The sequence below is a fragment of the Burkholderia sp. ABCPW 111 genome, assembly GCF_000773065.1.
Lineage (GTDB): Bacteria > Pseudomonadota > Gammaproteobacteria > Burkholderiales > Burkholderiaceae > Burkholderia > Burkholderia savannae.
In genome coordinates this window covers 77,671-104,636 of record NZ_JPWT01000025.1, presented here as the reverse complement: position 1 = coordinate 104,636, position 26,966 = coordinate 77,671, and the positions used below count along the sequence as shown (strand labels likewise).

Sequence of the window (26,966 nt, the reverse complement as noted above, 5' to 3'; positions counted from 1 at the left end):
CCGCCCAGGGCCCGCGCTCAATAAGTCGACCGATAGTTGGCCCCTTGATCGAACCGGTTCTGCCAGTGCTTCAGGTACTGCGCGGCGAGCGCCGGATTGTTCCAGACGACGAGCACGTTCTCCGAATTGCGCGCGGCCGCCGCGGCGCTGTAGTTGAACGAGCCCGTCTCGACATGGCGGCCGTCGACGACGATGTACTTGTCGTGGTGGATCGCATAGCGGTCGATCGTGCGCGTCGGCACCTTCGCGTTGACGAGCAGGTTGAGCGCCTGCTTCGACGCCTTCGAGCGATTGCCGTCGTTGTCGACGACGATCGCGACGTCGACGCCGCGGCGATGCGCGTCGAGGAGGGCGCGCACGACCTTCGGCGACGTGAACGAATAGCCCGCCAGACGGATCGACGCGCGTGCCGCGCCGATCACCTTCAGCACGAGCGTCTCGGCGCCGCCGTCAGGCGAGAACGCCGCTTCGACGACTTGTCCCGCGGGCGCTTCCCTCGATGGCGACGGCAGCGCGTCGGCGATCAGCTCGAAGAGGCGGGCGATCAGCGAATCGGAAGCCGTCTTGCTGACGGCGGGCGGCGCGGCGGACAGGAAAACGGCGGCGAGACACGCGGCGGCGAGCCGCTTGGGCAACTGCATGCGATTCTTGGGCGTTCGAAACTGAAGAGGACGAGAGTGTAACGGCATCGGCGCGATTTTCGCCGATTCTTTTCGCCGCTTTTTCCGTCGCCTCGCCGGGACGTTTCTGTCGACGCCCGCCGACGAACGGCGCCGCGCGGCGCCGTTTCATGTCGTTTCGTTTCGCTTTGGATCGCCCGAGCCGCCGCGGTCAATAACCGAAGCTCGTCGCCATCTCGTCGATCAATTGCCGCTGGAACGCGCCGAAGCGCTCGCCCGGCTGCTGCGCGATCGCGAGCTCGAGCATCGGGTCGGCGACGTCGGTGCGAACGCCCGACAGCGCCTCGACGATCGCGTGCCCGCAAAACGGTACGTAGGCCTCCGAATAACCGCCCTCGTGGACCACGACGAGCCGCCCGCCGCAATGCCGTTGCGCGGCCTGCATCAGCGCGTGCGTCATGAACCGGTAGCTTTCGCTGTGCAGCTGCATGCGCGCGAGCGGATCGACCGCGTTCGCGTCGAGCCCGCTCGCGACGACGACGAGCTCTGGCTTGAACGCGTCGAGCGCGGGCAGCACGATGCGCTCGAACGCGTAGCGATACGCGTCGTCGCCCGCGCCCGCGAGAAGCGGAACGTTGAGGTTCGCGCCTGCGCCCGCGCCCGCGCCGCGCTCGTCGGCGCCGCTGTAGCCGGGCGGAAAGCAGCGGTCCTGATGCAGCGAGATCGTCAGCGTGTTCGGATCTTCGTAGTAGATCGCCTGCGTGCCGTTGCCGTGATGCACGTCCCAGTCGATCACGGCGACGCGCTCGATCCGATGCTTCGCGCGGGCGGCCTCGAGCGCGATCGGAATGTTCGCGAGCAGGCAAAAGCCCATCGGTTTGTCGCGCAGGCAATGGTGGCCGGGCGGGCGCGACAGCGAGAACGCGTTCGCCGCGCGCTCGGCGAGCACCGCGTCGACGGCGGCGAGCGCGAGCCCCGCCGACAGCGCCGCGATCTCGTAGCTCCCCTTGCCGAACGGCGCGAGCTCGCCGAGATCGCCGCCGCCCGCGTCGCTCGCGCGCTTGAACGCTTCGAGGTAGTGCGCAGGATGGATGCGCCGCAGATCGGCGCCGGTCGCGGCGGGCGCACTCAGCATGTCGAGATGCGCGGCGAGCCCCGACGCGTGCACGAGCGACAGCAGGCGCCGTTTCGAATCGGGCGATTCCGCGTAGCCCGCGCTCGACGGCGGCTGCACCCATCCGCCGACCGGAAAGAACAGCGCATGCGCGCCGCCCGTGTGCCAGAAAGTGCGTTCGTCGGTGAAGAAAGCGGTTTTTTTCATTGCGATGAGCTGAAACGATGAAGGAGGAGGGGAGCGACATGCGGCGTCAATGCGCGTCGCGTTCGACGCGCAGCAGCGCCGCGAGCGATGCGATCGACACGATCGCCGCGACCGAGAACAGCGCGCGCAGCGTGCCGCCGCCGTCGAGCAGCAGCCCGGCGACGAGCGGCCCGGCAGCGAGCCCCGAGCCGATCACGAGATTGAGCGTCGCGATCAGGCGGCCCGTCGCGTCGATGGCCGCCACGCTCGCGAGAATGAACGGCAGGACGAACGTCCACGCGAACTTGAAGCCGAAGATCGCGATCGTGTAGCCGGTTGCGTTCGGCATCGCCGCGAGCATGACGAGCGACGCGGCGAGGATTCCATACCCCGCGAACAGCATCGCGCGCCGCGCGGCGCGGCCGCCGAGATACGACGCGAGCGCGGCGCCCGCGATTCCCATCAGGCTTGCGATCGCGAGCACGTTGCCGCTTGCCTGCGCGCCGAAGCCGACCGCGGACGCCGCCTTGTTCGCGAACGTCCACACGCCGCCTATCGCGAGATAGAACGTCAGCACGCCGGCGATCGCAAGCGCGGCCGGTGCGCGCGCCATCGGCCGATGCGCGCCGCGCTCGCTCGCGGGCCGCGCGCGCGGCGCGGCCGGAAAGCGGCTCGCGAGCGGCGCCGCGCACACGGCGAGCGCGGCGAGCACGACGTACAGCGCGCGCAAGCCGACCGCGTCGAACAGATGCGGCAGCAGAAAGAGGCCCGCCGCGCCCGCGATCAATTGGCCGACGACCCACAGCCCGTAGACGCGATCGCTGTTGCCGCTCGCCGCGGCGCTCGTCATGCAGAGCACCATCAGCGTGCCGCCGCCGAGCGCCGTCGCCGCGCGCAGCGCGAGCAACGGCACGAAGCCCGGCATCAGCGTGGCGGTCGCGAGATTGCCGGCGCAGAACACGGCGGCCGCGCACCACGCGACGCGCCTCGCGTCGACGCGGCCGAGCCACAGATACGACGGCAGCGTCGCGAGGCTGAACGCGCCGAGCTCGACGAAGAAATACGTGCCGATCTGCGACGCCGACAGCCCGAGCTGCGCGCCGAGCTGGCCGGCGACGGCCGGCGCGACCAGCAGCAGGAGCGGCGTAATCGCTGCGAACGCGACGAGCGCGGCGAGCGTGCCGCTCGTGAAATCGGGCGCATCGGCGGGCGGCGTCGCCCCCGGCGGCGCCGCATCTTGCAGCAGAGTTCTCATGGTCGTGCTCTCCAAGGCTCGAATCGGGATTCAGAAGACGTGATACATGCCGAGCATCGCGCCGAACTGCGACGCGCCGGCGAGCGGCGTCGGGTCGTATTCGTAGACGGTCTGCGAACTCCGGCCGCTGTTCTTCGCGTAGCCGAGGTTCAGGTAAGCGACGGTGCGCTTCGACAGCGAATACGTCGTGCTCGCGATGAAAAGCGTCGGATGGCCGATCTGCGGCGTCGGCGAATCGGTGTGATAGACGCCGCCCGCGAAACCGAAGCGGCCGCTCGTCTGGTAGCGCGCGCCGCCCCAGACGATCGTGCGAGCGGGATCGAGCTCGCCCGTCATCCGCTCGACGCCGGCATAGACGGTGAGCGGCAGCGACGCGAACGCGTAGCGCGCGGCGAGCGTGCCGATGTCGCGCCGCAGCGCGGAGCGATCGGCGCCGCCGTCGATCGTGCCGTGCGACTGGTGCACGACCGCGCTCGCCGACAGCCCGTTGCTCGTGAACTGGCCGCCGAGCTCGAGCACGCGGCCCGCGCGCGAGTGGCCGGCGATGCCGCCGGTGGCGGCGAGCGCCTCGAAGTCGAAGCCGGCGAACGTCGCGGACTGGATCTTGATCGAGTTGTCGATGAAGTTCGCGGACAGCGGCACGAGCACGCCCTGGCCGCTGTACGACGCGTACCAGAGCGGATCGTAGAAGAGGGTCTTGTCGAACAGCGTGCTGAACTGGCGGCCGAGCGTGACGGTGCCGGCCGGCCCGCCGATGCCGACGTACGCGCCGCGAAAGAACGCGTAGCCCGGCACGGTCGCCGTGCCGTCGTTCAGGTTGATGCCTTGCTCGAGCTTGAAGAGCGCGCGCCAGCCGCCGCCGAGGTCCTCTTCGCCCTTCAGGCCGATCTGGGAAGGCAGGATTCCGTAATTTTGCAATCGCCATGCGGCTTTCTGGCCGTCGGCGCGTGACAGATACTGCACGCCCGCATCGGCGACGCCGTAGAGCGTGAGCGTCGACTGCGCGTGCGTCGGATCGGACAGTGCGGCGAGCGTCGCGGTTGCGGCGAGCGCGCGTCGTCTGCGAGTGTTTCTGAACGTCCTCATCGCTTCGTTTCTCCAAACCGTGTAATCGTTGTCGTTCGGGGGGCGTTGGCAGTGTCGGTAGCGGCAAAGCCGCTGCACAGCCGTTCAGATGAACGATGCGGAAAACCCTCAAGGCATCCTGAATGCCGTCGCGCCGCGGCGCGCGCGTGCGGCCGCGGCGCGGCGGCGCCGATGATGCGGTGCGGCAACGCGCCGGCACCGTTCAAATGGATGGGGCATTCGCGGGTTCGCGGCGCGGCGGTTTTCAAAAAAACCGGCGGCTATAATCGATCGCTCATCGGAGCGATCGAAGCGCGCAAGGCCGGCGAGACGAGCGGGCAAGGGAGCGGTCAGTGGTGGCGATCAGAGCGGGTATTCGGCAGGACATCGATGCGCTGCGCGACGTGCCGGCGGCGATCGTGCTCGACGAAGCCGCGTGGCCGCCGCTTGCGCCGCGCCGGCGCGACTTCGACGGCGTCACGCAGACGCCGGGCGCGGCGTCGCGCGAGCTGAGCCTGTTCCTGCTCGACCTGTACGCGGTCGCGAGCCGCGCGTCGATCGGCGAGTTCGAATGCCGGTTCTTTCAGCTGCTGTCGCGTTATCTGCCGTTCGACGCAGGCTGGACGGGCGTCGCGAACCACACGCCGACCGGCCCCGTGATGCACAACAGCTACTTGTACCGGCTGCCGCACGAGTTTTTCATCGACTGGAAGCGCGTGCGCGATTGCGATCCGCTCGCGCACCGCACCTTGCACGGCGCGTACGGGCAGGCGGCGATCCTGTCGGTCGTCGAGCCTGGCCTCGACGGGCGTTTTCGCGACTGGTGCGTGAAGTACGGGCTCGCGCAGTTGATGTGCGTGTGCACGCTCGACCGGCGTTTCGGACTCACGACGTTTCTGTCGATCTACCGGCAGGGCCTGAATCGTCCGTTCACCGACGACGACGCGCGCCGCTACGAAGACGTGATTCCCCACCTCGCGGCCGCGCTGACGATCAATCGCGCCGCGCAATTGACCCGCTTGCGCAGCGAAGCGGCCGCATCGACGGTGCGCGCGATCTGCGACAACTTCGGCGTGCTGCATCACGCGGACGCGGGCTTCGGCGAGGTGCTGCGAACCGAGTGGCCGGACTGGGGCGGCTCGCGGCTGCCGCCCGCGTTCGTCGAGCATCTGCGCCGCCACGCGTCGCAGCCGTATTCGGGCGACGCGCTGTGCATGCGCTGCGTGCCCGTCGCGGGCCTGTACCAGCTCGAGGCGCGGCCGCGCTCGCTGCTCGATCGCCTGAGCCCGCGCGAGCTCGCGGCGATCCGCTATTACGGCGAAGGGCGCTCGCACAAGGAAGTCGCGCAGTGCATGGAGATCGCGCCCGCGACCGTGCGGCACTATCTGCGCTGCGCGTATCGCAAGCTCGGGATGCACGACAAGAGCCAGATCTCCGGCGTGCTCGGCGAGATCGATCGCGCGGCGCAGGGAATCGGCGCGGAGCCCGGCATCGACGAGTGACGCATGATCCGCGCGCGGCGAAGCGCGCGAAATGGTTGTGACCGCAACCATTTGGCTCTATGCTCGTCACTTCATCGAACGAGGAGACACGCATATGGATCGAGCACCGGTGCGCGCGGCGATCGTCGGGATCGGCGCGATCGGCGGGCTGTTCGCGGCGGCGCTCGCGCGTGCGGGCTGGGACGTGAGCGCATTCGCGCGCGGCGCGACGCTCGGCGCGTTGCGCGATCGCGGGCTGCGGATCGTCGGCGAGTCGGGGGAGGAAACGGCGGTTCCGCTGCGCGCGAGCGACGACGCGCATGCGCTCGGCGTGCAGGATTACGTAGTCATCGCGCTGAAGGCGCAGGCGCTGCCGGAACTCGCGACGCGCATCGCGCCGCTCGTCGGGCCGCAAACGACTGTCGTCGCGGCAATGAACGGCCTGCCGTGGTGGTTCTTCGACGGCTTCGGCGGCCCGCTCGACGGCGCCGTGCTCGACGCGATCGATCCGGGCGGCGCGACGGCGGCGGCGCTGCCGCCCGCGCGCGCGATCGGCTGCGTGGTTCATCTGTCGTCGGCGACGCGCGAGCCGGGCGTCGTCGCGCGCGGGCGCGGCAACCGGCTGATCGTCGGCGCGCCGCGGCGCGAGCTGCTCGATCTTGCCGCGCGCTTCGCCGACGCGCTCGAGGCGGGCGGCTTCGACGTCGAGCGCTCGGCCGACATCCGCACCGACATCTGGGCGAAGCTCTGGGGCAACATGAACATGAATCCGCTGAGCGCGCTGACGGGCTCGGCGGCGGACCGCCTGCTCGACGACCCGTACACGCACGCGCTCGCGCTGCGGATGATGGAGGAGGCCGACGCGATCGGCGCGCGGCTCGGATTGTCGGCCGGGATGAGCGGCGCCGAGCGGATCGTGGTGACGCGCAGGCTGGGCGCGTTCAAGACGTCGATGCTGCAGGATCTGGAGGCGGGGCGGCCGCTGGAGATCGGGCCGATTCTGGGCGTGTTCCCGGAACTCGGCCGCAAGCTCGGCGTGCCGACGCCGTATTGCGACGCGGTGCTCGGGCTGCTGCGTCAGCGCGCGTTCAATTCCGGGCTGTGAGGTCCGGCGCGGCGGGCGACGGCCGATCGATGCGGGCGATTCGCCCGGCGCGTGATGCGGCGACGCGGCGCGCGTGTGCGAAAGCGGGGTGGGTGCGGGTTCAGCGTACGTCGTTCGGCGCACGTCGTTCGGGCGGGGGAGACGGGCGAAATGCGGGTGAAATACGGGCGAAACGCGTGCCGGACGTCGCCGATTCGACTACGGTTGCCGATCCACCGATCCACCGATCCACCGATCCACCGATCCACCGATCCACCGATCCACCGGCCGGAGGACTCGTCGATCTGCCGACCCTTCGCCCAACCGAACGAATAGTCGGCGCGAAACCCGACCCAATCATCCCTGCGCCGACCACCCGCCGCTCGGCTCCAACACCCGCGCTTCCGAGTCGAGCACGAGCCGGACACGAGCCTCCCGCATGCCGCCGGCCGAGCTCAATCCGTCCGTTCCCGCGCGCTCGCGATGATCTTGTCGAGCGCACGGCTGAACGTGGCCTTCTCGCTTTCGCTCAGACAGTCGAGCAGCGTCGCGTTCCACTTGCGCGCGATCGGCATGATCTTCCGGTTGAGCGCGACGCCGGCCGGCGTGAGCGCGATCAGCACGACGCGTCCGTCGTCGTCGCTCGGGCCGCGCCTGACGAGCCCGCGCCGGATCAGCGCCTCGGCCGCGCGGCTCGCCTGGCTCTTGTCGAGATTCGCGCGCCGCGCGAGCTCCATGATCGAGAACGGCCCGAACGCGCCGACCGACGCGATGATCCGCGCCTCGGGCAGCGATATGCCGAGCTTCGTCTGATAGAGCTCGCCGATGCCGCGATCGGAGAGCTTGTTCAGCACGTGCATCCGGTAAGTCATGAACTGGTCGAGCCCGACTTTGCTGCCTGCCATGTCGTGTCCTGAATGAGGGGTGCGGGCCCGATTGTTGCCGCATCGCGGCGCGCGGTCAACGGTGCCGTCCGCGCGCCGAACGCGCGACGCACGTCACGCCCGGCCGTAGCGCAGCCGCGTCAGTTGCTCGGCTTCGTTTTCCAGCAGGCGCGCGGCGTCGCGCAGCGCCGCGTCGAGCGTGATCGGCCCGGGCGCGGGCGAAAAGCAGCCGTCGAAATGATCGGACAATTGCGGCAGCGCCGCCGCGTCGATCGCGCCCGACAGCAGCGTCGCCGGCACGCCCGCCGCGCGCGCGTGCCGGCATGCGACGAACGGGGCCTTGCCGTGCAGCGTCTGCGCATCCGAGCGGCCTTCGCCCGTGATCATCCAGGTCGCGCCCGCGAGCGCCTCGTCGAGCCCGACCTGGCGCGCGACGACCTCGGCGCCCGGCTCGAAGCGCGCGCCGAGCACGTGCAGCGCGAAGCCGAGGCCGCCCGCGGCGCCGGCGCCGGGCAGGTCGCGGGCGCGGCCGGCGGAAGTGCCCGCGGGACGGCGGCCGAGCGCCGCCTCGACGAGCGTCGCGAAATGGCCGAGCGCGGCGTCGAGCGGCGCGACCTGCTCGCGCGTCACGCCCTTTTGCGGGCCGAACACGGCGGTTGCGCCGTGCTCGCCCGTGAGCGGATTGTCGACGTCGGACATCGCGACGAACGATGTGCCGGCCAGGCGTGCGTCGAGCTCCGCGACGTCGACGCTCGCGACCTGCGCAAGCCGCTCGGGCGTCGGATCGATCTCCCGGCCGTGCGCATCGAACGCGCGCAAGCCGAGGCCGGCCAGCAAGCCCGCGCCGGCGTCGTTCGTGCTGCTGCCGCCGAGCGCGACGTAGAAGGTACGCACGCCTTCGTCGAGGAGCGCGCGGATCGCGTCGCCGAGGCCCCGCGTGCTGCGCGCGGCGACGGGCACGCGCATGCCGGCCGGATCGGTGATGCCGACGATTTCCGCCGTCTCGACGATCGCCGTGCGCTCGTCGATGAGGCCGACGGCCGCGTCGCGCGGCGCGAGCGACGCGCCCGGCACGCGCAGCGTGCGACGCGCGCCGGCGTGCGCGAGGAGCGCATCGAGCGTGCCTTCGCCGCCGTCGGCCATCGGGCGGCGGCGCAGGACGGCGTCGGGGCGCGCCCGCGCGACGCCGGCGGCGATCGCGTTCGCGACCTGCTCGGCCGACAGCGACCCCTTGAACGAATCGGGCGCAATGACGACGACGGGCGCGGGCGAGTGCAGCGGCATGGTGTCTCCGGAGGCGGTTCGTGACGACGGGCCGATCGCGCGTGGGCAAGTCGGGCGGGCATGGCGAATGCGAGGGCGCACGCGCGCCGTGCGACGGCCGGCGAGGACCGTGAAGCGAGCTTACCGGATGCCCGGCGCGCGCGGGATACCGCGTTGCGCATGTTCGGGATCGCTCGGGGCGCGCCGCGCGCGATGCTGCGTCGCGCCAGGGCTCGAACTCGCGGTGAGGGGAAAATAGTTTGCTAGAATAGTCGATTCTTCCGGCCAAAGCCGTGCATCAAGCCGCCGACGGGACGCGCGCGAGGCTGACTAGGCCGCCAGGCGCGGCCTGCGCCCGATGCGCTCGCGCAAGCGAACGGACGGTGCGCGACAGCGCGTCCGCCGCAAGGCTGGCACGGCAAGGAAAAACCGATTCGCTCGAATAATTTTAGGACGATTGAAGCCATGGCTAACGTTGTTGAAAACCTCGGCAAGCTCGAACGCCGCGTGACGATCTCCCTGCAGAAGGAAGTCGTGCAGAAGGAGATCGACGCCCGCATCCAGAAACTCGCGAAGAACGTGCGCATGCCGGGCTTCCGCCCGGGCAAGGTGCCGCTCAAGATGGTCGCGCAGCAGTACGCGGGCCAGGTCGAGGCGGAGGTGCTGAGCGACAAGATCGGTCAGGAATTCTTCACGATCAGCCGTGCGGAAAACCTGCGCGTCGCGGGCCAGCCGAGCTTCTCGCCGAAGCAGGACATCACCGAAGGCGCGTACGCGTTCGACGCGACGTTCGAGGTGTACCCGGAAGTGCAGATCGGCGATCTGGCGAGCGCTGAAGTCGAGCGCTCGACGACGACGATCGGCGACGCCGAGATTGACCGCACGCTCGACATCCTGCGCAAGCAGCGCGTGCACTTCCACGCGCGCGGCGAAAGCGGCGAGCACGGCGACGGCGGCGCGGACGCGGCCGCGCAGAACGGCGATCGCGTGACGGTCGATTTCGTCGGCAAGATCGACGGCGTCGCGTTCCAGGGTGGCACGGCCGAAGACTTCGTGTTCGTGCTCGGCGAAGGGCGGATGCTGCCCGAATTCGAGACGGCCGCGCTCGGCCTGAAGGCGGGCGAGCCGCGCGAATTCGACCTGAAGTTCCCGGACGATTACCACGGCAAGGACGTGGCGGGCAAGACGGCGCAGTTCACGGTCACGATGAAGAAGGTCGAGTGGCCGCACCTGCCGGCGATCGACGCCGATTTCGCGAAGTCGCTCGGCGTCGAGGACGGCGATCTGACCAAGATGCGCAACGAGATCAAGGAAAACCTCGAGCGCGAGGCGAAGCGCCGCACGCAGTCGATCGTGAAGAACCAGGTGATGGACGCGCTCCTCAAGATCTCCGAGCTCGACGTGCCGAAGGCGCTCGTCGAGCAGGATCAGCAGCGCCTCGTCGAGATGGCCCGCCAGGACCTCGCGCAGCGCGGCGTGCCGAACGCGAAGGACGCGCCGATTCCGGCCGAGATGTTCGCCGAGCAGGCCGAGCGCCGCGTGAAGCTCGGCCTCGTGCTCGCCGAGCTCGTGAAGGCGAACGGCCTCGAGGCGAAGCCGGAGCAGATCCGGGCGGAAGTCGACGAATTCGCGAAGAGCTACGAAGACCCGAAGGAAGTGGTCCGCTGGTATTATTCGAATCAGCAGCGCCTTGCCGAAATGGAAGCGTTCGTCGTTGAGAGCAACGTCGTCGATTTCGTGCTGGGCAAGGCGAAGGTGACGGACAAGGAAGTAAGCTTCGAGGCACTGGCGAGCGCAACGGCGCAAGCTTAAGTGTCGCTCTAGCGGCGTGCCGGCTGTCGGAGCGACGACGGCCCGCACGCCGTTTTTCATTGGGGCGGCGCCGCGTGCGACGTTCTCCGGCTCGTTTCCTGCCGTTCAATACTCATTCTCGGACAAGGCTCATTGAATGATTAATCGCGCTCAATTGCTGGACACGTTGGCTTCGCAAGCCCCGCGGGATTTCGAGGCGCAAGCGCTCGGGCTCGTGCCGATCGTCGTCGAGACGAGCGGCCGCGGCGAGCGTTCGTACGACATCTACTCGCGGCTCCTGAAAGAGCGCATCGTGTTCATGGTCGGCGAAGTCAACGACCAGACGGCGAATCTCGTGGTCGCGCAGTTGCTGTTCCTCGAAAGCGAGAATCCCGACAAGGACATCAGCCTCTACATCAACAGCCCGGGCGGCTCGGTGTCGGCCGGGATGGCGATCTACGACACGATGCAGTTCGTGAAGCCGGACGTGTCGACGCTCTGCATGGGCCTCGCGGCCAGCATGGGCGCGTTCCTGCTCGCGGCGGGCGCGAAGGGCAAGCGCTACGCGCTGCCGAACGCGCGCGTGATGATCCACCAGCCGCTCGGCGGCGCGCGCGGCCAGGCGTCGGACATCGAGATCCAGGCGCGCGAGATCCTCTACCTGAAGGACCGCCTGAATCACCTGCTCGCTCATCACACCGGTCAGGACGTCGAGCGCATCGCGCGTGACACCGACCGTGATAATTTCATGTCCAGCGAAGATGCGAAGGCGTACGGGCTGATCGACCACGTGTCGACGAAGCGTCCGTAAGCTTTAGTGGGGTGCCGCCCCAATAGGGGTGGCGCCCGCCACGCGCCCCGAGCATCTGCGGCAAAAGAACATCGCCGCCGTCTCCCGAGTATTTACCAGGTCATGGTGTCGGGGACAAACGGCGTATCATGTAACTCACGTGTCCGGAGGCTCTACATTCATGGCGGACAAGAAAGGTTCGAACAGCGAGAAGCTGTTGTATTGCTCGTTTTGCGGCAAAAGCCAGCATGAGGTGAAAAAACTCATCGCGGGGCCGTCTGTGTTCATCTGCGATGAATGCATCGACTTGTGCAACGAGATCATTCGTGACGAAGCGGCCGCGGCGGGCGTCGAAGCCAGCCTGTCCAAATCCGACCTGCCGAGCCCGCAGGAAATTCGCGACATCCTCGATCAGTACGTGATCGGGCAGGAGCGCGCGAAGAAGATCCTCGCCGTCGCCGTCTACAATCACTACAAGCGCCTGAAGCATCTCGACAAGAAGGACGATGTCGAGTTGTCGAAGAGCAATATCCTGCTGATCGGCCCGACGGGCTCCGGCAAGACGCTCCTCGCTCAGACCCTCGCGCGCCTCTTGAACGTGCCGTTCGTGATCGCCGACGCGACCACGCTGACGGAAGCCGGCTACGTGGGCGAGGACGTCGAGAACATCATTCAGAAGCTGCTGCAGAACTGCAACTACGAGGTCGAGAAGGCGCAACGCGGAATCGTCTACATCGACGAGATCGACAAGATCAGCCGCAAGTCGGACAACCCGTCGATCACTCGCGACGTATCGGGCGAGGGCGTGCAGCAGGCGCTGCTCAAGCTCGTCGAGGGCACGATGGCGTCGGTGCCGCCGCAGGGCGGCCGCAAGCATCCGAACCAGGATTTCATCCAGGTCGACACGACCAACATCCTGTTCATCTGCGGCGGCGCGTTCGACGGCCTCGAGAAAGTGATCACCGATCGCACCGAGAAGACGGGCATCGGTTTCGGCGCGACCGTGAAGAGCAAGCAGGAGCGGGATGCGGGCGAAGTGCTGCGCGAGGTCGAGCCGGAGGATCTGATCAAATTCGGGTTGATCCCCGAGCTGATCGGCCGTCTGCCTGTCGTCGCGACGCTCGGCAAGCTCGACGAAGCCGCGCTGATGAAGATTCTCGTCGAGCCGAAGAACGCGCTCGTCAAGCAGTATCAGAAGCTTTTCGCGATGGAGCGGGTCGAACTCGAAATCCGGCCGGACGCGCTGCAGGCGGTCGCTCGCAAGGCGATCCGTCGCAAGACGGGCGCGCGCGGGCTGCGTTCGATCATCGAGCAGGCGCTCCTCGACGTGATGTACGAGTTGCCGACCCTCAAAGGGGTCAGCAAGGCGATCATCGACGACAATGTCATCGAAGGAGACGGCAAACCGTTATTGATTTATGAGGACACGCCGAAAGTGGCGGGTTCGAATTGACCGGCTTTGACGTTTGATGTGCAAAAAAGCCGTTCATGGAATCGTGAACGGCTTTTTTTCGTTTATCTTGTGGGTAACTCTGACTCGAACCGAACGGTAACCTTTTTACTGAATATTTCCCACGCGCTGAAGGCTTGCAATCCGTTGTGCCGGCCTTACTTATCGAACAATTGATTCCACTCATGGGGAAATGAAATGTCAGGCACCCAACTTCTCCCGCCGGAACGCACCACGCTCCCGCTGCTGCCGCTGCGGGATGTCGTCGTTTTCCCGCACATGGTGATTCCGCTCTTCGTGGGCCGGCCGAAGTCGATCAAGGCCCTGGAAGTTGCGATGGAAGGCGGCAAGCACATCATGCTCGTCGCCCAGAAGACGGCCGCAAAGGATGAGCCGACCGAAAAGGACATGTATGACGTCGGCTGCATCGCGAACATCCTGCAGATGCTGAAGCTGCCCGACGGCACCGTGAAGGTGCTGGTCGAGGGCTTGCAGCGCGCGCGCGCGCTGTCGATCGAAGAGCAGGAGACGCAGTTCTCGTGCGAAGTGATGCCGCTCGAACCGGATCACGCGGACAGCGCCGAGACGGAAGCGCTGCGCCGCGCGATCGTGTCGCAGTTCGACCAGTACGTGAAGCTGAACAAGAAGATCCCGCCCGAAATCCTGACGTCGCTGTCGGGCATCGACGAGGCGGGCCGGCTCGCCGACACGATCGCCGCGCACCTGCCGCTCAAGCTCGACCAGAAGCAGCACATCCTCGAGATGTTCCCGGTCATCGAGCGTCTCGAGCACCTGCTCGCGCAGCTCGAGGCCGAGATCGACATCCTGCAGGTCGAAAAGCGCATCCGCGGGCGCGTGAAGCGCCAGATGGAGAAGAGCCAGCGCGAGTACTACCTGAACGAGCAGGTCAAGGCGATCCAGAAGGAACTGGGCGAAGGCGAGGAAGGCGCGGATCTCGAGGAGCTCGAGAAGCGCATCAACGCCGCGCGCATGCCGAAGGAAGCGAAGAAGAAGGCCGACGCCGAGCTGAAGAAGCTCAAGCTGATGTCGCCGATGTCGGCGGAAGCGACCGTCGTGCGCAACTACATCGACACGCTGATCGCGCTGCCGTGGCGCAAGAAGAGCAAGGTCAACAACGATCTTGCGAACGCCGAGAAGGTGCTCGACGAGGATCACTACGGCCTCGAGAAGGTCAAGGAGCGGATTCTCGAGTATCTTGCGGTGCAGCAACGCGTCGACAAGGTGAAGGCGCCGATCCTCTGCCTCGTCGGGCCCCCGGGCGTTGGCAAGACCTCGCTCGGCCAGTCGATCGCGCGCGCGACGAACCGCAAGTTCGTCCGGATGGCGTTGGGCGGCGTGCGCGACGAAGCCGAGATCCGCGGCCACCGCCGCACCTACATCGGCTCGATGCCGGGCAAGATCCTGCAGAGCCTGTCGAAGGTCGGCGTGCGCAATCCGCTCTTCCTGCTCGACGAAGTCGACAAGATGGGGATGGATTTCCGCGGCGATCCGTCGTCGGCGCTGCTCGAAGTGCTCGATCCGGAACAGAACCACACGTTCGCCGACCACTACGTCGAGGTCGATTTCGATCTGTCGGACGTGATGTTCGTCGCGACGTCGAACTCGCTGAACATTCCGCCGCCGCTCCTCGACCGGATGGAAGTAATCCGTCTGTCGGGCTACACGGAAGACGAAAAGGTGAGCATCGCGCAGCGCTACCTGCTGCCGAAGCAGAAGAAGAACAACGGCCTGAAGGAAGGCGAGGTCGAGGTCACCGAGCAGGCGATCCGCGACATCATCCGCTACTACACGCGGGAAGCCGGTGTGCGGTCGCTCGAGCGCGAAATCTCGAAGATCTGCCGCAAGGTCGTGAAGATGCTGCTGCTGAAGAAGGCAACGGGCGCGATCAAGGTCGACGGCGAGAACCTCGACACGTTCCTCGGCGTGCGCAAGTACGATTTCGGCCTTGCCGCGAAGGAGAACCAGGTCGGTCAGGTCACGGGGCTCGCGTGGACCGAAGTGGGCGGCGATCTGCTGACGATCGAGGCGGCCGTGATGCCCGGCAAGGGCAACGTGATCCGCACGGGCTCGCTCGGCGACGTGATGAAGGAATCGGTGGAGGCCGCGCGCTCGGTCGTGCGCTCGCGCTCGCGCCGGCTCGGCATCAAGGATGAGGCGTTCGAGAAGCAGGACATCCACATCCACGTGCCCGAAGGCGCGACGCCGAAGGACGGTCCGTCCGCCGGCATCGCGATGACGACGGCGCTCGTGTCGGTGCTGACGGGCATCCCGGTACGCGCCGACGTCGCGATGACGGGCGAGATCACGCTGCGCGGCGAAGTGCTGCCGATCGGCGGGCTGAAGGAGAAGTTGCTCGCGGCGCACCGCGGCGGCATCAAGCTCGTGCTGATTCCGGAAGAGAACGTGAAGGATCTCGCGGACATTCCGGACAACGTGAAGAACGCGATCGAAATCGTGCCGGTTCGCTGGATCGACAAGGTGCTCGAGCTTGCGCTCGAACGTTTGCCGAGCGCGCTGCCGGAAGAAGAGGCGAAAGCGGCGGCGCCCGTTGCGGAACCCGCGAAGGACGCCGGCTCGTCCGAAGTCGTCAAGCACTGAGCGCGCGCAAGCAATTTGCGTTCTGCTGAACAAGCCCACGGTCGCAAGGCCGTGGGCTTTGTTTTTGCGCGGCGTGATGACGGAGCGTGCTTCCCGCGTGCCGGGCCAGGAGGCGAGCGCGTCTCGGCGTTTCGTTGTGGGTTTTCTCTGGTTCGCGGGGCTGCGTGTGCGCGCTTCATGCACGGCGTGAAGCGGCGGCCGACCCCGGAGTGCGGATGAAACGAGCGAGACCGAGTCGATCGACCGTGGCGCAATGCACGTTGATTGGCCGAGGTCATGGGCGGCGCGCGAGCCCGATGCGCTGTCCGGCCGGCGAACCGGCCGTGGCCGCGTCACGATAATGCGCGGCGGGCTTCGGCGCGTTCGGGGGTGGGGCGGCGAGCGCGGCGGCGGCAAGCCGCGCCGGCCGGCGAGGCGATCGACATCCGCGCGCCAGCCGTGTCCGAATTGAGGCTTGGCAAAGCGTTGAAGGTTGCGCTAAAATCACCGGCTAGCTGCTTGAGGGGTGCGATGCCCCGATCGAGAACGGCGTGAATCCGGAGCGGGTGCTTAGCTCAGTTGGTAGAGCGGCGCCCTTACAAGGCGTAGGTCGGGAGTTCGAGCCTCTCAGCACCCACCATTTCCGTTTCGCGGCACGCGTTCGAAGCAGACAGGAGCAGCAACCGAAACCCGCATGGCGATTCGCTTTGCGGGTTTTTTGTTTTGAGGCTTCGCCAACTCGATGCGGGCGCGCGACGCGGGCGCTCCGCGTGGTGGGGCGTCGCGATGTCCGCCGTAAGGCGTCCACGCGGCGCGGAGCCGCATTGCGATTCGCCCGAGCGTCGAGCGCGCGTCGTTCTGGCGGAGCGGCCGGCGAGCGCCGTCGGGAGCGCCCGTCTGGCCGCGTGCGGGGTTTGTCCTGCGCGCGGGATGTGCACGAGATGCGCTGCGCGGTGGCGCCGCTAAGCGGACTGCCTCGTGTGGTCCCGGCGCTTGTTCACCGCATCGTCGAGCATCCGCTCGGCATTGCTGAACGCGTCGCGCAGCGCGACGTACACGTCCTCGTCGGATTCGCGATTCGACACGATCTCGCGCCCCGGAATCGTCACGTCGACATGCACGTCGAACGGCTTGCCCTGGTGCTTGTGTCTGTCGTCGAGGATCACGCTGACCCGGCAGCGGATGATGTCGGCGCAATGGCGTTCGAGCTTGGCGGCGTGGCGGGCGACGGCTTCTTCGAGCGCGTTGGAGCGAGGCATTCCTTGAATCGAGACTTCGAGCGGTAATGTCATTGTTGTACTCGGTGAAAAACGTGGTTGGTCGTGCGTATGCGTCGTCGGCCGCATGCGGCGCGCGCCGTTGGTCGATGCGGTTCGGCTTCTTGCGTGCCGCGACGCCCTTATTGTTCGCCGCGGCGCGAATGCCGGCTTGATGTCGATCAACGCCCGGCGGTTGCGCGGGCGGGCACGGGATGCGCCGGCGGCACGAGCGCCGCGCGATGCGGCGGCGCAACGTGTGCAAACGGGAAGGGGCGTATCGCCTGCGGCGCGGGCATTGCGCGTTGCGTCGCGTCGCGGGTTGCGCGTGCCCGTAAGCGCGGCATGGCTTCGTTGACTCAGGTCAACGTCGAGCCGGGCGCCTGCCCTAGGCTGAGGCTGTCGTTGCATTCGTTCGGCGTCATGCAAGGAGCGTCTCCATGAATCATCGCACGCGGCCTTTCAAGGCAGGCAGTCACGAAGTGGTCTATCCCGGACTCGCGCAAGATCCCTATGCGATGCGTCGCAAGCTGCACGAGCCGACGGTGTGTCCCACATGCGGCGCGGTTTTCAGCGCCGGGCGCTGGCAGTGGCTCGCGCGTCCCGACGACGCGCACGAGCATCAATGCGGCGCCTGTCAACGAACCGCCGAGCGCATGCCGGCCGGCTATCTCCATATCGACGGACCGTTCGCGAGCGAGCATCTGTCGGAACTGCTGCAGTTGTTGCGCCATCACGAGGAGCGGGCGCGCGCGGGACATCCGATGCAGCGGATCATGGCGATCGACACCGACGGCGGCGCGACCGTCGTGACCACCACCGACGTCCATCTGGCGCGCAATCTCGGCTCGGCGCTGAAATCCGCGTATCAGGGCTCGCTCGACCTGAAATACAGTCAGGACGAACAACTCGTTCGCGCGTATTGGCGTCGGTGAGCGGCTCGCGCGGCGGCATTCGTGCTGGCGCGTGCTCTTGCGCGCGAGTGCGTGTCGAGGCGGCGCCGGGCGTCGGCCGCGTGCTTGATTGCATAATCGGCGAGCGCTCGCCGTAAGGGCATCGATAGCGTGCGAATGCGCTGCTGAGCCGTCTGGAGCGCCGGTGATGCGCGCATCGCGTGACGCACCGCGTGCGATCCGAAGGTGGCTGCATGTTCGTGCCGGTTCGATCGCCCCGCTTTTGCACGCGGAGGCAACATGCCCTGGACCGCCGAACGCTACCCGGCGTCGATGCGCAATCTGACGCCCTGGGTGCGCGACAAGGCAATCGAGATCGCCAATGCGCTGCTGAGAGACGGGATGTCGGAAGGCAGCGCGATACGCATCGCGATCGCGCAGGCGAAGCGCTGGGCGAGGGCGAGGCGCCGCGTCGTTGTAGGCGCAACCGGTGACGAATGGTCTCGATGAGCGCGAAAGCGCGGCGGGCGCGTGTCGCGTGACGGGAAAGCGTGTTGCGGTACGTGTCGATCTGTCGGTTGGGCGCCGAAGGCGGGCAAGGCTTATCTCGCAGGCGACAGGCGAATTGCCGTTGCGCTCGGATGACAATATCGGATAATATTTCGGATTGCCACCGCGCTCTCGCGGTAGCTGCCGGGACCGGCCGAGCGTATGCCTTCGATGGGCGTGCGGCATCTCGTCCGATTTCGCGTCCCGGCCACGCAAGCAAGACCAAGGAGCGGTAGTTCAGTCGGTTAGAATACCGGCCTGTCACGCCGGGGGTCGCGGGTTCGAGTCCCGTCCGCTCCGCCATCATCCCGAAAGGCGAACTCCGGTTCGCCTTTTTTCTTGCCCGCTGTTGTAATATCGGGCGTTTTGTCCAGCTCACGCCGCCACGCATGCTCGATTTCTTTCGCAATCACCAGCGCCTGATGATGTTTTTCCTGCTCCTGATCGTGCTGCCGGGGCTTGGGATCGTCGGCATTCAGGGTTTCCGTGGGTTCTTCGACGAAAGCGCGAACGTCGCGGCCGTCAACGGGCGCAAGATCACGCGCGCGGAGTTCGACGGCATGCTGCGCCAGCAGGTCGACCAGGCGCGCCAGATGCTCGGCGCGCAGTTCGACGCGAAAGCGTTCGACACGCCCGAGCGTCGCCAGCAACTGCTCGACGGCCTGATCCAGCAGCGCGCGCTCGCCGACGAGACGCAGCGCCTGCATCTGACCGCATCGGACGGCGCCGTGCGCCAGACGCTGCTGGGCGATCCGGTGATCGCGTCGCTGAAGAAGCCGGACGGCTCGTTCGACGCCGAGCGCTACACGCAGATGCTCGCGATGCAGGGCATGACGGCCGACCAATACCAGGAGCGCGTGCGCTACAACCTCGCGTTGCAGCAGATTCCGGCGAGCATCGTGTCGAGCGCGTTCACGCCGAAGAGCGTCGCGCGCCGTCTGACCGAGCTCGCCGAGCAGCAGCGCGAAGTGCAGCCGATGGTGCTGAAATCGGCCGACTACGCGGCGAAGGTGCAGCCGACCGACGCGCAGATCTCCGCTTACTACGACGCGCACAAGCAGGCGTTCGCGACGCGCGAGACGGCGACGATCCAGTATCTCGTGTACTCGCAGGCGGCGGCCGCCGCCTCGGCGCAGCCGAGCGACGTCGACATCAAGAAGTACTACGACGACAACATCGCGCGCTACCGCACCGACGCGCAGGTGCGCGTGAGCCATATCTTCATCGCCGCGGGGAAGGATGCGAGCGCGGCCGAGAAGGCCGCCGCGAAGGCGAAGGCCGAGCAGCTGCTCGCCGACGTGAAGGCGCGTCCGGACCAGTTCGCGCAGATCGCCGAGAAGAACTCGCAGGACGCGCCGTCGGCGGCGAAGGGCGGTGACCTCGGCTTCATCACGCGCGGCTCGACCGCGGGCGGCGCTGCGTTCGACGACGCAGCGTTCGCATTGAAGAAGGGCGACATGAGCGGCGTCGTGCAGGGCGATTTCGGCTTTCACATCCTGAAGGCGACCGACGTGAAGCCGGCCGTCGTGAAGCCGCTCGCGGAAGTGAAGGAGTCGATCGCGGCCGACCTGAAGCAGCAGTTCGCGGCGAAGGCGTTCGCGGACAACGCGGAAGGCTTCTCGTCGACCGTCTACGAAAAGGCGAAGAGCCTGCAGCCGGCCGCCGACAAGTACAAGCTGACGATCCAGACCGCGACGGTGTCGCCGCAACCGAACCCGGCGCTGCCGCCCGACAGCCCGCTCAACAACGCGAAGTTCCTCGCGGCCGTGTTCGCCGCCGATTCGGTGAAGAACGGCAACAACACGCAGGCGGTCGACATCGGCAACAACACGCTGATCGCCGCGCGCGTGACGAATTATCAGCCGTCGATCGTGCCCGCGCTCGGCGCGATCAAGGATCAGGTGCGCGCGAAGGTGGTGGCCGAAGAGGCGGCGCGCCTTGCGAAGCAGGACGGCGAAGCGAAGCTCGCGGAGCTGCGCAAGTCGAAGTCGACGGCGGGCTTCGCCGCGCCTGACAAGATCTCGCGCACGCAGGCGCATGGGCTGCCGCCCGCGGCCGTCAGCGCGATCTACAAGGTCGATCCGAAGACGCTGCCCGCGTACGTCGGTATCGATCTCGGCGCCGACGGCTATGCGATCTTCCGCGTGAATTCGGTCGTGGCGGCGGCGCCCGTCGACGATCAGCGCCTCGCGGCCGCCCAGCAGCAGCTCGCGCAGGTGTACGCGCAAAGCGAGACGCAAGCGTATCTCGCGTCGCTGCGCGCGCGCTCGAAGGTCAAGGTGTACGGCCAGAGCGCCGATAACGCGCAGCAAGGTTCGAACTGACGGACCGCGACCGGCGGCGCGTACGAACGCGCCCGCTCGATGCAAAACAGCCCCGCCATCGAGCGGGGCTGTTTCGTTTCGGCGTGCGCCCCGGAGCGCGGCTGCGTTTCGGGCGATGCGGGATGGTCTGCGGTGCGGCGTGCGCTTGCGCGCCGCCGAATTGTCGCGATTGTCACGCGGTATCGGCGCTGACGTCGGCCTTCGGCGCGTTACCGTCAGCGTGCCACCGTCAGCGCGACGACGTCCGCAGCAGCGGCTTGAGGGCCGGCCACACGTTGTCGAGCAACTGGCGCTGCGCGGCCTGCGTCGGATGGATCTGGTCGGCCTGGAACATGTCGGGCTTGTTCTCGATGCCGGCGAGCAAGAACGGCACGAGCGGCACGCGCATCTCCTTCGACAGCGTCGCGTACATCCCGTGGAACTTCTGCGTGTAGTCCGGGCCGTAATTCGGCGGCACGTACATGCCGACGAGCAGCACTTGCGCGCGCGCCTGCCGCGCCTGCGCGACGATCTCGCGCAGGTTGCTTTCGGTCGCGGCGAGCGGCACGCCGCGCAGCGCGTCGTTCGCGCCGAGCTCGACGACGACGACGGCGGGCTTCAGCCGCGCGAGCACCGCGGGCAGCCGCGCGCGGCCGCCGCTCGTCGTGTCGCCGGAGATGCTCGCGTTCGCGACGCTATAATCGATTCGCTCGGCCGCGAGACGCGTGCGCATCAGCGCGACCCAGCCCGTGTCGCGCGGCAGGCCGTACTCGGCCGACAGGCTGTCGCCGAGCACCACGATCACGGGCTTGCTGCCGTGTGCGCCGGTCGAGGGCGCGGCGTTCGTCGCCGCGGATGCCGGGCCGGCGAGCGCCGCGATCGCGGCGAGTGTTGCGCCAACCTTCCAGTGAAATGTGCGTTTCATGCTCAAGATTACCGATCCGATCATCGAAGTGCGGAATGTGTGCAAGCGTGTCGCCGACGCCGCCGGCGAACTGACGATCCTCGACCGCATCGATCTGACGGTTCGCGCCGGCAGCAGCGTCGCGATCGTCGGGGCGTCGGGGTCGGGCAAATCGACGCTGCTCGGTCTGCTCGCCGGCTTGGACAGCGCGACCGAGGGCACGGTTCGCCTGTTCGGCCAGGATCTCGGCCAGCTCGACGAGGATGCGCGCGCGGCGCTGCGCAACGGCGCGGTCGGCTTCGTGTTCCAGTCGTTCCAGCTGATGCCGCATCTGAGCGCGCTGGAGAACGTGATGCTGCCGCTCGAGCTGCAAGGCGGCGTCGGCGCGCGCGAGGCCGCGCAGCGCGCGCGCGCGTTGCTCGAAGAGGTCGGGCTCGGCGCGCGCACCGGTCACTATCCGAAGCTCCTGTCGGGCGGCGAGCAGCAGCGCGTCGCGCTGGCGCGCGCGTTCGTCACGCGCCCGGCGCTGCTGTTCGCCGACGAACCCACGGGCAGCCTCGATGCGGCGACGGGCCATGCGGTGATCGACCTCATGTTCGAGCTGAACCGCGCGCACGGCGCGACGCTCGTGCTCGTCACGCACGATCCGGAGCTCGCGCGCCGCTGCGAGACGACGGTCGTGCTCGAGGCGGGGCATTTGCGCGGTGCGGACCGCGAGCGGCAAGAGGCGAGCTGACGCGGCGCGAACGGCGGCGCAGCAGCGGCTCGACCGCCGTCGCTCGCGCGCCGCACGTGCATTACTTGCCGAGCGCCTTGCGCGCGCGCGCGATCAGCGTCGACGTCGACGAATCGTGCTTCGCGGGATCGGGCTGCGCGGCCGTCAGGTCCGCCTCGACGATCTTGCCGAGGATCTTGCCGAGCTCGACGCCCCACTGGTCGAACGGGTTGATGTTCCACACGGCGGCCTGCACGAGCACCTTGTGCTCGTAGAGCGCGATCAGCGCGCCGAGCGCGCGCGGCGTGAGCGCGTCGACGAGGAGCGTCGTCGTCGGCCGGTTGCCGGGGAACGTCAGGTGCGGCGCGAGCTCCGGCTTCTCCGGGCCCGCGATCTTGCGCGCCTCGTCGAGCGTGCGGCCGAGCATCAGCGCCTCGCTTTGCGCGAAGCAGTTCGCGAGCAGCTTCGGGTGGTGGCTCGCGAGCGGATGCTCGGGCGTGAGCACGGCGACGAAATCGATCGGCACGAGCGTCGGGCCCTGGTGCAGCATCTGGAAGAACGCGTGCTGGCCGTTCGTGCCGGGCTCGCCCCACGTGACGGCGGAAGTCGAGTAGTTGACGAACGCACCGTCGATTCGCGCGGACTTGCCGTTGCTCTCCATCTCGAGCTGTTGCAGATACGACGGCAGGTAATGCAGCGCTTCCGAATAAGGCGCGACGAGATAGCTCTGCGCGCCGAAGAAATTGCGATACCAGATGCCGACGAGGCCTTGCAGCACCGGCAGGTTGCGCTCGAGCGGCGCGGTGCGGAAGTGCTCGTCCATGTCGTGCGCGCCGGCGAGCAGTTCGCCGAAGCGCTCCGGCCCGATCGCGATCATGATCGACAGGCCGACCGCCGACCACAGCGAGTAGCGGCCGCCGACCCAGTCCCACATCTCGAACACGTTGGTTTCGGCGATGCCGAACTTGACGACTTCGGCGGGGTTCGCCGACACGCCGACGAAATGCTTCGCGAGCGCGCCCTCCGGGCAGCCCTTCGCGACGAACCAGTCGCGCAGCGAGCGCGCGTTCGTCATCGTCTCGAGCGTCGTGAAGGTCTTCGACACGATGATCGCGAGCGTTTCTTCCGGATCGATCCGCTCGAGCACGCGTGCGAGATCGGCGCCGTCGACGTTCGACACGAAGTGCGTCGCGATGTCGGGCGTCGCGACGTGATGCAGCGCGTGGACGACCATCTTCGGCCCGAGGTCCGACCCGCCGATGCCGATGTTCACGACGTGGCGAATCCGCTTGCCGGTGTAGCCCGTCCATGCGCCGCTGCGCACCGCGTCGGAAAAGCGCGCCATCTTCGCGCGTTCGGCCGCGACCTGCGCGTGGAACGGCGCGTCGGGCGAACTCGCGCGCAGCGCGGTGTGCAGCGCCGCGCGGCCTTCGGTCGGGTTCACGATTTCGCCCGCGAACATCGCGTCGCGGCGCGCCTCGACGCCCGCTTCGCGCGCGAGCTGCACGAGCAGGGCGAGCGTCGCTGCGGTGATGCGGTTCTTCGAGAAATCGGCCGCAAGGCCGCCGCCTTCGAACGTGAAGCGTTCGGCGCGCGTCGGCGCGGGATCGTTGGCGGGGGTGAACCAGTCGCGCAGATGCGCGTCGCGGATCTCTTCGTAGTGCGCTTGCAGCGCGGGCCAAACGGGGAGCGAATTCAGCGTCATGGCAATCAGGAGCGAAACGGCTTGAACCGGGGAGGGCCGCGCCTGCGCGCCGGCGCGCGGCATGCAGGCGGACGAGGAGCCCGCCTGCGCGGCGGGACGATCAGTATAGCGGCGCTTGGCCCGACGTGGCGGGTCGCGTATAAAACAGCCGATTGATCAGCAGGCGCACGGCGGCCGCGAGCTCGCCCGCGGCTGTGCCCGCCGGGCCCGCCCCCGCCGCGCACAGCCGCTCGGCGGCGAGCCCGTGCAGGTAGACGCCCGCGAGCGCCGCTTCGTAGCGCGGCATCCGCTGCGCGAGGAATGCGCCGATCAGGCCGCCCAGCACGTCGCCCGTGCCGCCTGTGGCGAGCGCCGCGTTGCCGGTCGGGTTGATCGCGACGCGGCCGTCGGGCGCCGCGATCACGGTGCCGGACCCCTTCAGCGCGACGATCGCCGAAAAGCGCGCGGCGAGCGCGCGCGCGGCCGCGACGCGATCGCGCTGGACGTCGGCCGCGTCGGTCGACAGCAGGCGCGCTGCTTCGAGCGGGTGCGGCGTGAGCACGGCGGCGTCGCCCGCGCGGCCGCGCGCGGCGAGCGCGTCGGCAAGCTCGGGCGTTTTCGCGATCAGGTTCAGCGCGTCGGCGTCAATGAGCTTCGGCGCGTCGAGCCGCAGCAGCGCCGCGAGCGTGTGCGCGGCGTGCTCGCTCGCGCCGAGCCCGCAGCCGATCGCGAGCGCGGTGAGCGCGGCCGTCGGCAGCGCGTCGGCCGGATGCAGCATCAGTTCCGGATACGGCGGATCGTACGGCGGCGCGCCCGCGCCGACGAAGCCGACGTGGACCTTGCCCGCGCCCGCGAAGAGCGCCGCGCGCGCGGCGAGGATCGGCGCGCCGCACATGCCCGTGTCGCCGCCGACGATCGCGACGCTGCCGTACGTGCCCTTGTGCGACGCGAACGCGCGCTCGGGCAGGCGCGCGTCGAAGAGATCGGGCGCGTTCAGCCGGATCGCGGGCGCGACGGCCTCGTCGAGATCGAGGGGCGCGACGTGAATCTCGCCCGCCAGGTCGCGCCCGTCGCCCGTGTAGAGGCCGGGCTTCGCGGCGATGAACGACAGCGTGTCGGTTGCCGCGACGGCCGGGCCCGCGCCGACGCGCATGCCGGTGTCGCTGTCGAGGCCGCTCGGCACGTCGAGCGCGAGCACGCGGCCCGTGTGCCGCGCGCGCGCCGCGATTCGCTGCGCGATCGCCGCGTACGCGCCGTCGAGCGGCCGCGCGAGGCCGATGCCGAACAGGCCGTCGACGAGCCAGCCGTAGCCGTCGAATGATTCGGGGGCCGCTTCGTCGATCGGCACGTTCGCCGCGCGCGCGCGCTCGAGCGCCCAGCGCGCGTCGTCGGGCTTCGCTTCGATTGGCATCCAGGCGTCGGCCGCGAAGCCGAGCCGGCGCAGCTCGGCCGCGGCGACGAGCGCGTCGCCGCCGTTGTTGCCGGGGCCGACCGCGAACCAGACGGGGCGAGGGTCGCTGACGAGCCGCGCGGCGAGCCATTGCGCGGCGGATTTGCCCGCGCGGTCCATCAGCGTGTGGGGCGGCAGCGTGGCGGTGGCCGCGGTCTCGACGTCGCGCAGCTCGGCGACGGTCAAGAGCGGCTCGCTCGCGTGAATCGGCGGCGCGTCGAACGGCTCGGGAGAAGGGGGCGGGGCGGAATCGGCAGAGAGGATCATGGGCGGCTCGCGATCACGCGCCGCCCCGCGCGCGGCGGCAACGGCGTCAGGTGGCAAAGCGCTCCGCGCGCAGCGCGGCGAGCGTGTCGGCGGGCACGCGGTGCGCGCCGCCGCCGACGTCATCTGCCACCACTTTAGCAGACCCGAACGCAAGGCCCCAGCCCGCCGGGCCGTGGCCGAAATTGACGAAGACCCGCGGGTCGGCGGTCGGCCCGACGACGGGCAGGCCGTCCGGCGACAACAGCTTCGCGCCCTGCCACGCGCGCGCGGCGGAGATTTTCGCGACGCCGGGCAGCCAATCGTGCGTCGCCTGGCCGAGGAGCGCGAGCGCGGTCTCGGAGAGCGGCTCGGGCAGCGGCCGCGCGGTGTCCTTCGCGCTTTGCAGCACGGCGGCGCCGCCAATCCGCAGCCGCTGGCCGAGCCGCGTGATCGCGATCCGCTTGACCGAGTCGACGATGCTCAGATGCGGCGCGTGCTCCTCGTACGCGAGCGGCGCCGTCAGCGTGTGGATGCGCACCGGATGCAGCGGCGCGCGCACGCCGAGCGGCTCGACGAGCGAAAGGCTCTCCGTGCCCGCGGCGACGACGATCGCGTCGGCCGAGATCACGTCGACTTCCTTCGCCTTCGCCGCGCGCGGATCGGCCGGATCGGGCGCGAGCTCGACGGCCGCGCGCTTCGCGTCGGTGCGGATCGCCGCGGCCGCGCGGCCGAGCCGGAACTGCACGTCGTGCTCGTCGAGCACCTGCTTGACGAGCTTCACGAGCAGCGGGCAATTCGCGGTGCGCTCCTGCGCGAACAGCACGCCGCCCGCGAACGCGGGCTCGGCGGGCATCGACGGCTCGAGCGCCGCGCACGCGTCGGGCGTGAGCGTTTCGTAAGGCAGGCCGAGGTCGCGCATCAGGTCGAGCGCGGGTTGCGTGCGTTCCCATTCGGCCGCGTCGCGCACGACGTGCAGCACGCCGCTCTTCTGCTCGAATTCGAGGCCAAAGCGCGTCTCGACGTCGGCGATCGCGTCGCGCGAGAGCTCGACGAGCGGCTTCAGCTTCGCGTACTGCGCGGCGAACGCGGCGGGCTCGCGCAGCGCGTCGAGGCGGCTCGCGAAGCGCCGCAGCGCGCCGTTCAAGCCCGGCTTGTAGACGACGCCGCTCTTTTGCGCGCGTCGCTCGCGCATGAAGGTCGGGCCGAACCACACGTCGAGCGGCGTCGGCAGCAGCGTGCCGCCCTGGCCGTAGGTCGCGCCCTGCGCGACCGTCGCGTGGCGCTCGACGACGCACACGCGATGGCCGGCCGCGCGCAGCTGGTAGGCGGTGGCGATGCCGGCGACGCCGCCGCCGATGACGATTACATCCATGTTCGATTCGATG

General features: G+C 68.4%; 21 protein-coding genes and 2 tRNA genes. 12 read left to right on the top strand and 11 right to left on the bottom strand.

What is annotated here, in order from left to right; all coding sequences use genetic code 11:
- Positions 1 to 17: 17 nt before the first annotated feature.
- The 4 genes from X946_RS05125 to X946_RS05110 all read right to left on the bottom strand — a co-directional run bounded on the left by X946_RS05125 (position 18) and on the right by X946_RS05110 (position 4,261).
- Complete coding sequence (locus X946_RS05125; protein WP_038744658.1) at positions 18 to 641, bottom strand: phospholipase D family nuclease; 624 nt, start codon at positions 639 to 641, stop codon at positions 18 to 20.
- Between the two features lie 190 nt (positions 642 to 831).
- The gene (locus X946_RS05120) at positions 832 to 1,941 is read right to left on the bottom strand and encodes a class II histone deacetylase (RefSeq protein ID WP_038744656.1); all 1,110 of its coding nucleotides are present in this window, start codon (positions 1,939 to 1,941) and stop codon (positions 832 to 834) included.
- 46 nt (positions 1,942 to 1,987) lie between these two features.
- Complete coding sequence (locus X946_RS05115) at positions 1,988 to 3,175, bottom strand: MFS transporter (protein ID WP_038744654.1); 1,188 nt, start codon at positions 3,173 to 3,175, stop codon at positions 1,988 to 1,990.
- 30 nt (positions 3,176 to 3,205) lie between these two features.
- Positions 3,206 to 4,261 (bottom strand): porin, encoded by a 1,056-nt coding sequence (locus tag X946_RS05110; protein ID WP_038744653.1) that lies wholly within the window; start codon positions 4,259 to 4,261, stop codon positions 3,206 to 3,208.
- Positions 4,262 to 4,596: 335 nt separating this feature from the next.
- Between X946_RS05110 and X946_RS05105 the strand changes: the two genes are divergently transcribed.
- Positions 4,597 to 5,742 (top strand): helix-turn-helix transcriptional regulator, encoded by a 1,146-nt coding sequence (locus tag X946_RS05105; protein WP_038744650.1) that lies wholly within the window; start codon positions 4,597 to 4,599, stop codon positions 5,740 to 5,742.
- A gap of 94 nt (positions 5,743 to 5,836) precedes the next feature.
- The gene (locus tag X946_RS05100; protein ID WP_038744648.1) at positions 5,837 to 6,826 is read left to right on the top strand and encodes a 2-dehydropantoate 2-reductase; all 990 of its coding nucleotides are present in this window, start codon (positions 5,837 to 5,839) and stop codon (positions 6,824 to 6,826) included.
- A gap of 434 nt (positions 6,827 to 7,260) precedes the next feature.
- On the opposite strand, the gene X946_RS05095 is transcribed toward X946_RS05100, so the two are convergent.
- Positions 7,261 to 7,710, bottom strand: a complete 450-nt coding sequence (locus X946_RS05095) for a MarR family winged helix-turn-helix transcriptional regulator (RefSeq protein WP_038744647.1) — start codon at positions 7,708 to 7,710, stop codon at positions 7,261 to 7,263.
- A gap of 93 nt (positions 7,711 to 7,803) precedes the next feature.
- Positions 7,804 to 8,973, bottom strand: coding sequence for a glycerate kinase (locus X946_RS05090; RefSeq protein WP_038744645.1), 1,170 nt, complete (start codon positions 8,971 to 8,973; stop codon positions 7,804 to 7,806).
- A gap of 444 nt (positions 8,974 to 9,417) precedes the next feature.
- On the opposite strand from X946_RS05090, the gene tig reads away from it, so the two are divergent.
- The 5 genes from tig (at position 9,418) to X946_RS05065 (ending at position 16,221) form a co-directional block, all read left to right on the top strand.
- Entirely contained in the window at positions 9,418 to 10,764 is a 1,347-nt protein-coding gene (tig, locus tag X946_RS05085; protein WP_038744644.1) for a trigger factor, read from the top strand.
- Positions 10,765 to 10,900: 136 nt separating this feature from the next.
- Complete coding sequence (gene clpP, locus X946_RS05080; protein ID WP_038744642.1) at positions 10,901 to 11,554, top strand: ATP-dependent Clp endopeptidase proteolytic subunit ClpP; 654 nt, start codon at positions 10,901 to 10,903, stop codon at positions 11,552 to 11,554.
- Positions 11,555 to 11,714: 160 nt separating this feature from the next.
- A complete protein-coding gene (clpX, locus tag X946_RS05075; RefSeq protein ID WP_038744641.1) occupies positions 11,715 to 12,986 on the top strand; it encodes an ATP-dependent Clp protease ATP-binding subunit ClpX in 1,272 nt (423 codons plus the stop codon).
- A gap of 195 nt (positions 12,987 to 13,181) precedes the next feature.
- Positions 13,182 to 15,602, top strand: a complete 2,421-nt coding sequence (gene lon / locus X946_RS05070; protein ID WP_038744640.1) for an endopeptidase La — start codon at positions 13,182 to 13,184, stop codon at positions 15,600 to 15,602.
- Positions 15,603 to 16,145: 543 nt separating this feature from the next.
- Positions 16,146 to 16,221: transfer RNA gene (locus X946_RS05065), tRNA-Val, on the top strand.
- 322 nt (positions 16,222 to 16,543) lie between these two features.
- On the opposite strand, the gene X946_RS05060 is transcribed toward X946_RS05065, so the two are convergent.
- Positions 16,544 to 16,873 carry an HPF/RaiA family ribosome-associated protein gene (locus X946_RS05060; RefSeq protein WP_038744639.1) on the bottom strand — a complete coding sequence of 110 codons (330 nt, stop codon included), beginning with the start codon at positions 16,871 to 16,873 and terminating at the stop codon, positions 16,544 to 16,546.
- Between the two features lie 404 nt (positions 16,874 to 17,277).
- Between X946_RS05060 and X946_RS05050 the strand changes: the two genes are divergently transcribed.
- The 4 genes from X946_RS05050 (at position 17,278) to X946_RS05035 (ending at position 20,603) form a co-directional block, all read left to right on the top strand.
- Positions 17,278 to 17,772, top strand: a complete 495-nt coding sequence (locus X946_RS05050) for a BCAM0308 family protein (RefSeq protein ID WP_038744636.1) — start codon at positions 17,278 to 17,280, stop codon at positions 17,770 to 17,772.
- Positions 17,773 to 18,030: 258 nt separating this feature from the next.
- The gene (locus X946_RS05045; protein WP_038744634.1) at positions 18,031 to 18,240 is read left to right on the top strand and encodes a hypothetical protein; all 210 of its coding nucleotides are present in this window, start codon (positions 18,031 to 18,033) and stop codon (positions 18,238 to 18,240) included.
- Positions 18,241 to 18,505: 265 nt separating this feature from the next.
- Positions 18,506 to 18,582, top strand: a tRNA-Asp gene (locus X946_RS05040).
- Between the two features lie 86 nt (positions 18,583 to 18,668).
- On the top strand, positions 18,669 to 20,603 hold the full coding sequence (locus X946_RS05035) for a SurA N-terminal domain-containing protein (RefSeq protein ID WP_038744633.1): 1,935 nt from the start codon (positions 18,669 to 18,671) through the stop codon (positions 20,601 to 20,603).
- A gap of 229 nt (positions 20,604 to 20,832) precedes the next feature.
- Here the strand turns inward: X946_RS05035 and X946_RS05030 are convergent, their stop codons facing one another.
- Positions 20,833 to 21,507: an arylesterase gene (locus X946_RS05030; protein ID WP_038744632.1), complete on the bottom strand. Its 675-nt coding sequence runs from the start codon at positions 21,505 to 21,507 to the stop codon at positions 20,833 to 20,835.
- Between X946_RS05030 and X946_RS05025 the strand changes: the two genes are divergently transcribed.
- A complete protein-coding gene (locus X946_RS05025; protein ID WP_038744630.1) occupies positions 21,506 to 22,222 on the top strand; it encodes an ABC transporter ATP-binding protein in 717 nt (238 codons plus the stop codon). The genes X946_RS05030 and X946_RS05025 overlap by 2 nt on opposite strands.
- A gap of 61 nt (positions 22,223 to 22,283) precedes the next feature.
- Here the strand turns inward: X946_RS05025 and pgi are convergent, their stop codons facing one another.
- The 3 genes from pgi to X946_RS05010 all read right to left on the bottom strand — a co-directional run bounded on the left by pgi (position 22,284) and on the right by X946_RS05010 (position 26,953).
- On the bottom strand, positions 22,284 to 23,906 hold the full coding sequence (gene pgi / locus X946_RS05020) for a glucose-6-phosphate isomerase (RefSeq protein ID WP_038744629.1): 1,623 nt from the start codon (positions 23,904 to 23,906) through the stop codon (positions 22,284 to 22,286).
- Positions 23,907 to 24,006: 100 nt separating this feature from the next.
- Positions 24,007 to 25,602 carry an NAD(P)H-hydrate dehydratase gene (locus X946_RS05015; RefSeq protein WP_038744696.1) on the bottom strand — a complete coding sequence of 532 codons (1,596 nt, stop codon included), beginning with the start codon at positions 25,600 to 25,602 and terminating at the stop codon, positions 24,007 to 24,009.
- A gap of 46 nt (positions 25,603 to 25,648) precedes the next feature.
- Positions 25,649 to 26,953, bottom strand: coding sequence for an FAD-dependent oxidoreductase (locus tag X946_RS05010; RefSeq protein WP_038744695.1), 1,305 nt, complete (start codon positions 26,951 to 26,953; stop codon positions 25,649 to 25,651).
- Positions 26,954 to 26,966 lie beyond the last annotated feature (13 nt).

What these genes read in the sequence shown, in the direction of transcription:
- X946_RS05125 (WP_038744658.1), bottom strand. Translation starts at nt 641, where the DNA reads ATGCAGTTGCCCAAGCGGCTCGCCGCCGCGTGTCTCGCCGCCGTTTTC.
- X946_RS05120 (WP_038744656.1), bottom strand. Translation starts at nt 1,941, where the DNA reads ATGAAAAAAACCGCTTTCTTCACCGACGAACGCACTTTCTGGCACACG.
- X946_RS05115 (WP_038744654.1), bottom strand. Translation starts at nt 3,175, where the DNA reads ATGAGAACTCTGCTGCAAGATGCGGCGCCGCCGGGGGCGACGCCGCCC.
- X946_RS05110 (WP_038744653.1), bottom strand. Translation starts at nt 4,261, where the DNA reads ATGAGGACGTTCAGAAACACTCGCAGACGACGCGCGCTCGCCGCAACC.
- X946_RS05100 (WP_038744648.1), top strand. Translation starts at nt 5,837, where the DNA reads ATGGATCGAGCACCGGTGCGCGCGGCGATCGTCGGGATCGGCGCGATC.
- X946_RS05095 (WP_038744647.1), bottom strand. Translation starts at nt 7,710, where the DNA reads ATGGCAGGCAGCAAAGTCGGGCTCGACCAGTTCATGACTTACCGGATG.
- X946_RS05090 (WP_038744645.1), bottom strand. Translation starts at nt 8,973, where the DNA reads ATGCCGCTGCACTCGCCCGCGCCCGTCGTCGTCATTGCGCCCGATTCG.
- tig (WP_038744644.1), top strand. Translation starts at nt 9,418, where the DNA reads ATGGCTAACGTTGTTGAAAACCTCGGCAAGCTCGAACGCCGCGTGACG.
- clpP (WP_038744642.1), top strand. Translation starts at nt 10,901, where the DNA reads ATGATTAATCGCGCTCAATTGCTGGACACGTTGGCTTCGCAAGCCCCG.
- clpX (WP_038744641.1), top strand. Translation starts at nt 11,715, where the DNA reads ATGGCGGACAAGAAAGGTTCGAACAGCGAGAAGCTGTTGTATTGCTCG.
- lon (WP_038744640.1), top strand. Translation starts at nt 13,182, where the DNA reads ATGTCAGGCACCCAACTTCTCCCGCCGGAACGCACCACGCTCCCGCTG.
- X946_RS05060 (WP_038744639.1), bottom strand. Translation starts at nt 16,873, where the DNA reads ATGACATTACCGCTCGAAGTCTCGATTCAAGGAATGCCTCGCTCCAAC.
- X946_RS05050 (WP_038744636.1), top strand. Translation starts at nt 17,278, where the DNA reads ATGAATCATCGCACGCGGCCTTTCAAGGCAGGCAGTCACGAAGTGGTC.
- X946_RS05045 (WP_038744634.1), top strand. Translation starts at nt 18,031, where the DNA reads ATGCCCTGGACCGCCGAACGCTACCCGGCGTCGATGCGCAATCTGACG.
- X946_RS05035 (WP_038744633.1), top strand. Translation starts at nt 18,669, where the DNA reads ATGCTCGATTTCTTTCGCAATCACCAGCGCCTGATGATGTTTTTCCTG.
- X946_RS05025 (WP_038744630.1), top strand. Translation starts at nt 21,506, where the DNA reads ATGCTCAAGATTACCGATCCGATCATCGAAGTGCGGAATGTGTGCAAG.
- X946_RS05030 (WP_038744632.1), bottom strand. Translation starts at nt 21,507, where the DNA reads ATGAAACGCACATTTCACTGGAAGGTTGGCGCAACACTCGCCGCGATC.
- pgi (WP_038744629.1), bottom strand. Translation starts at nt 23,906, where the DNA reads ATGACGCTGAATTCGCTCCCCGTTTGGCCCGCGCTGCAAGCGCACTAC.
- X946_RS05015 (WP_038744696.1), bottom strand. Translation starts at nt 25,602, where the DNA reads ATGATCCTCTCTGCCGATTCCGCCCCGCCCCCTTCTCCCGAGCCGTTC.
- X946_RS05010 (WP_038744695.1), bottom strand. Translation starts at nt 26,953, where the DNA reads ATGGATGTAATCGTCATCGGCGGCGGCGTCGCCGGCATCGCCACCGCC.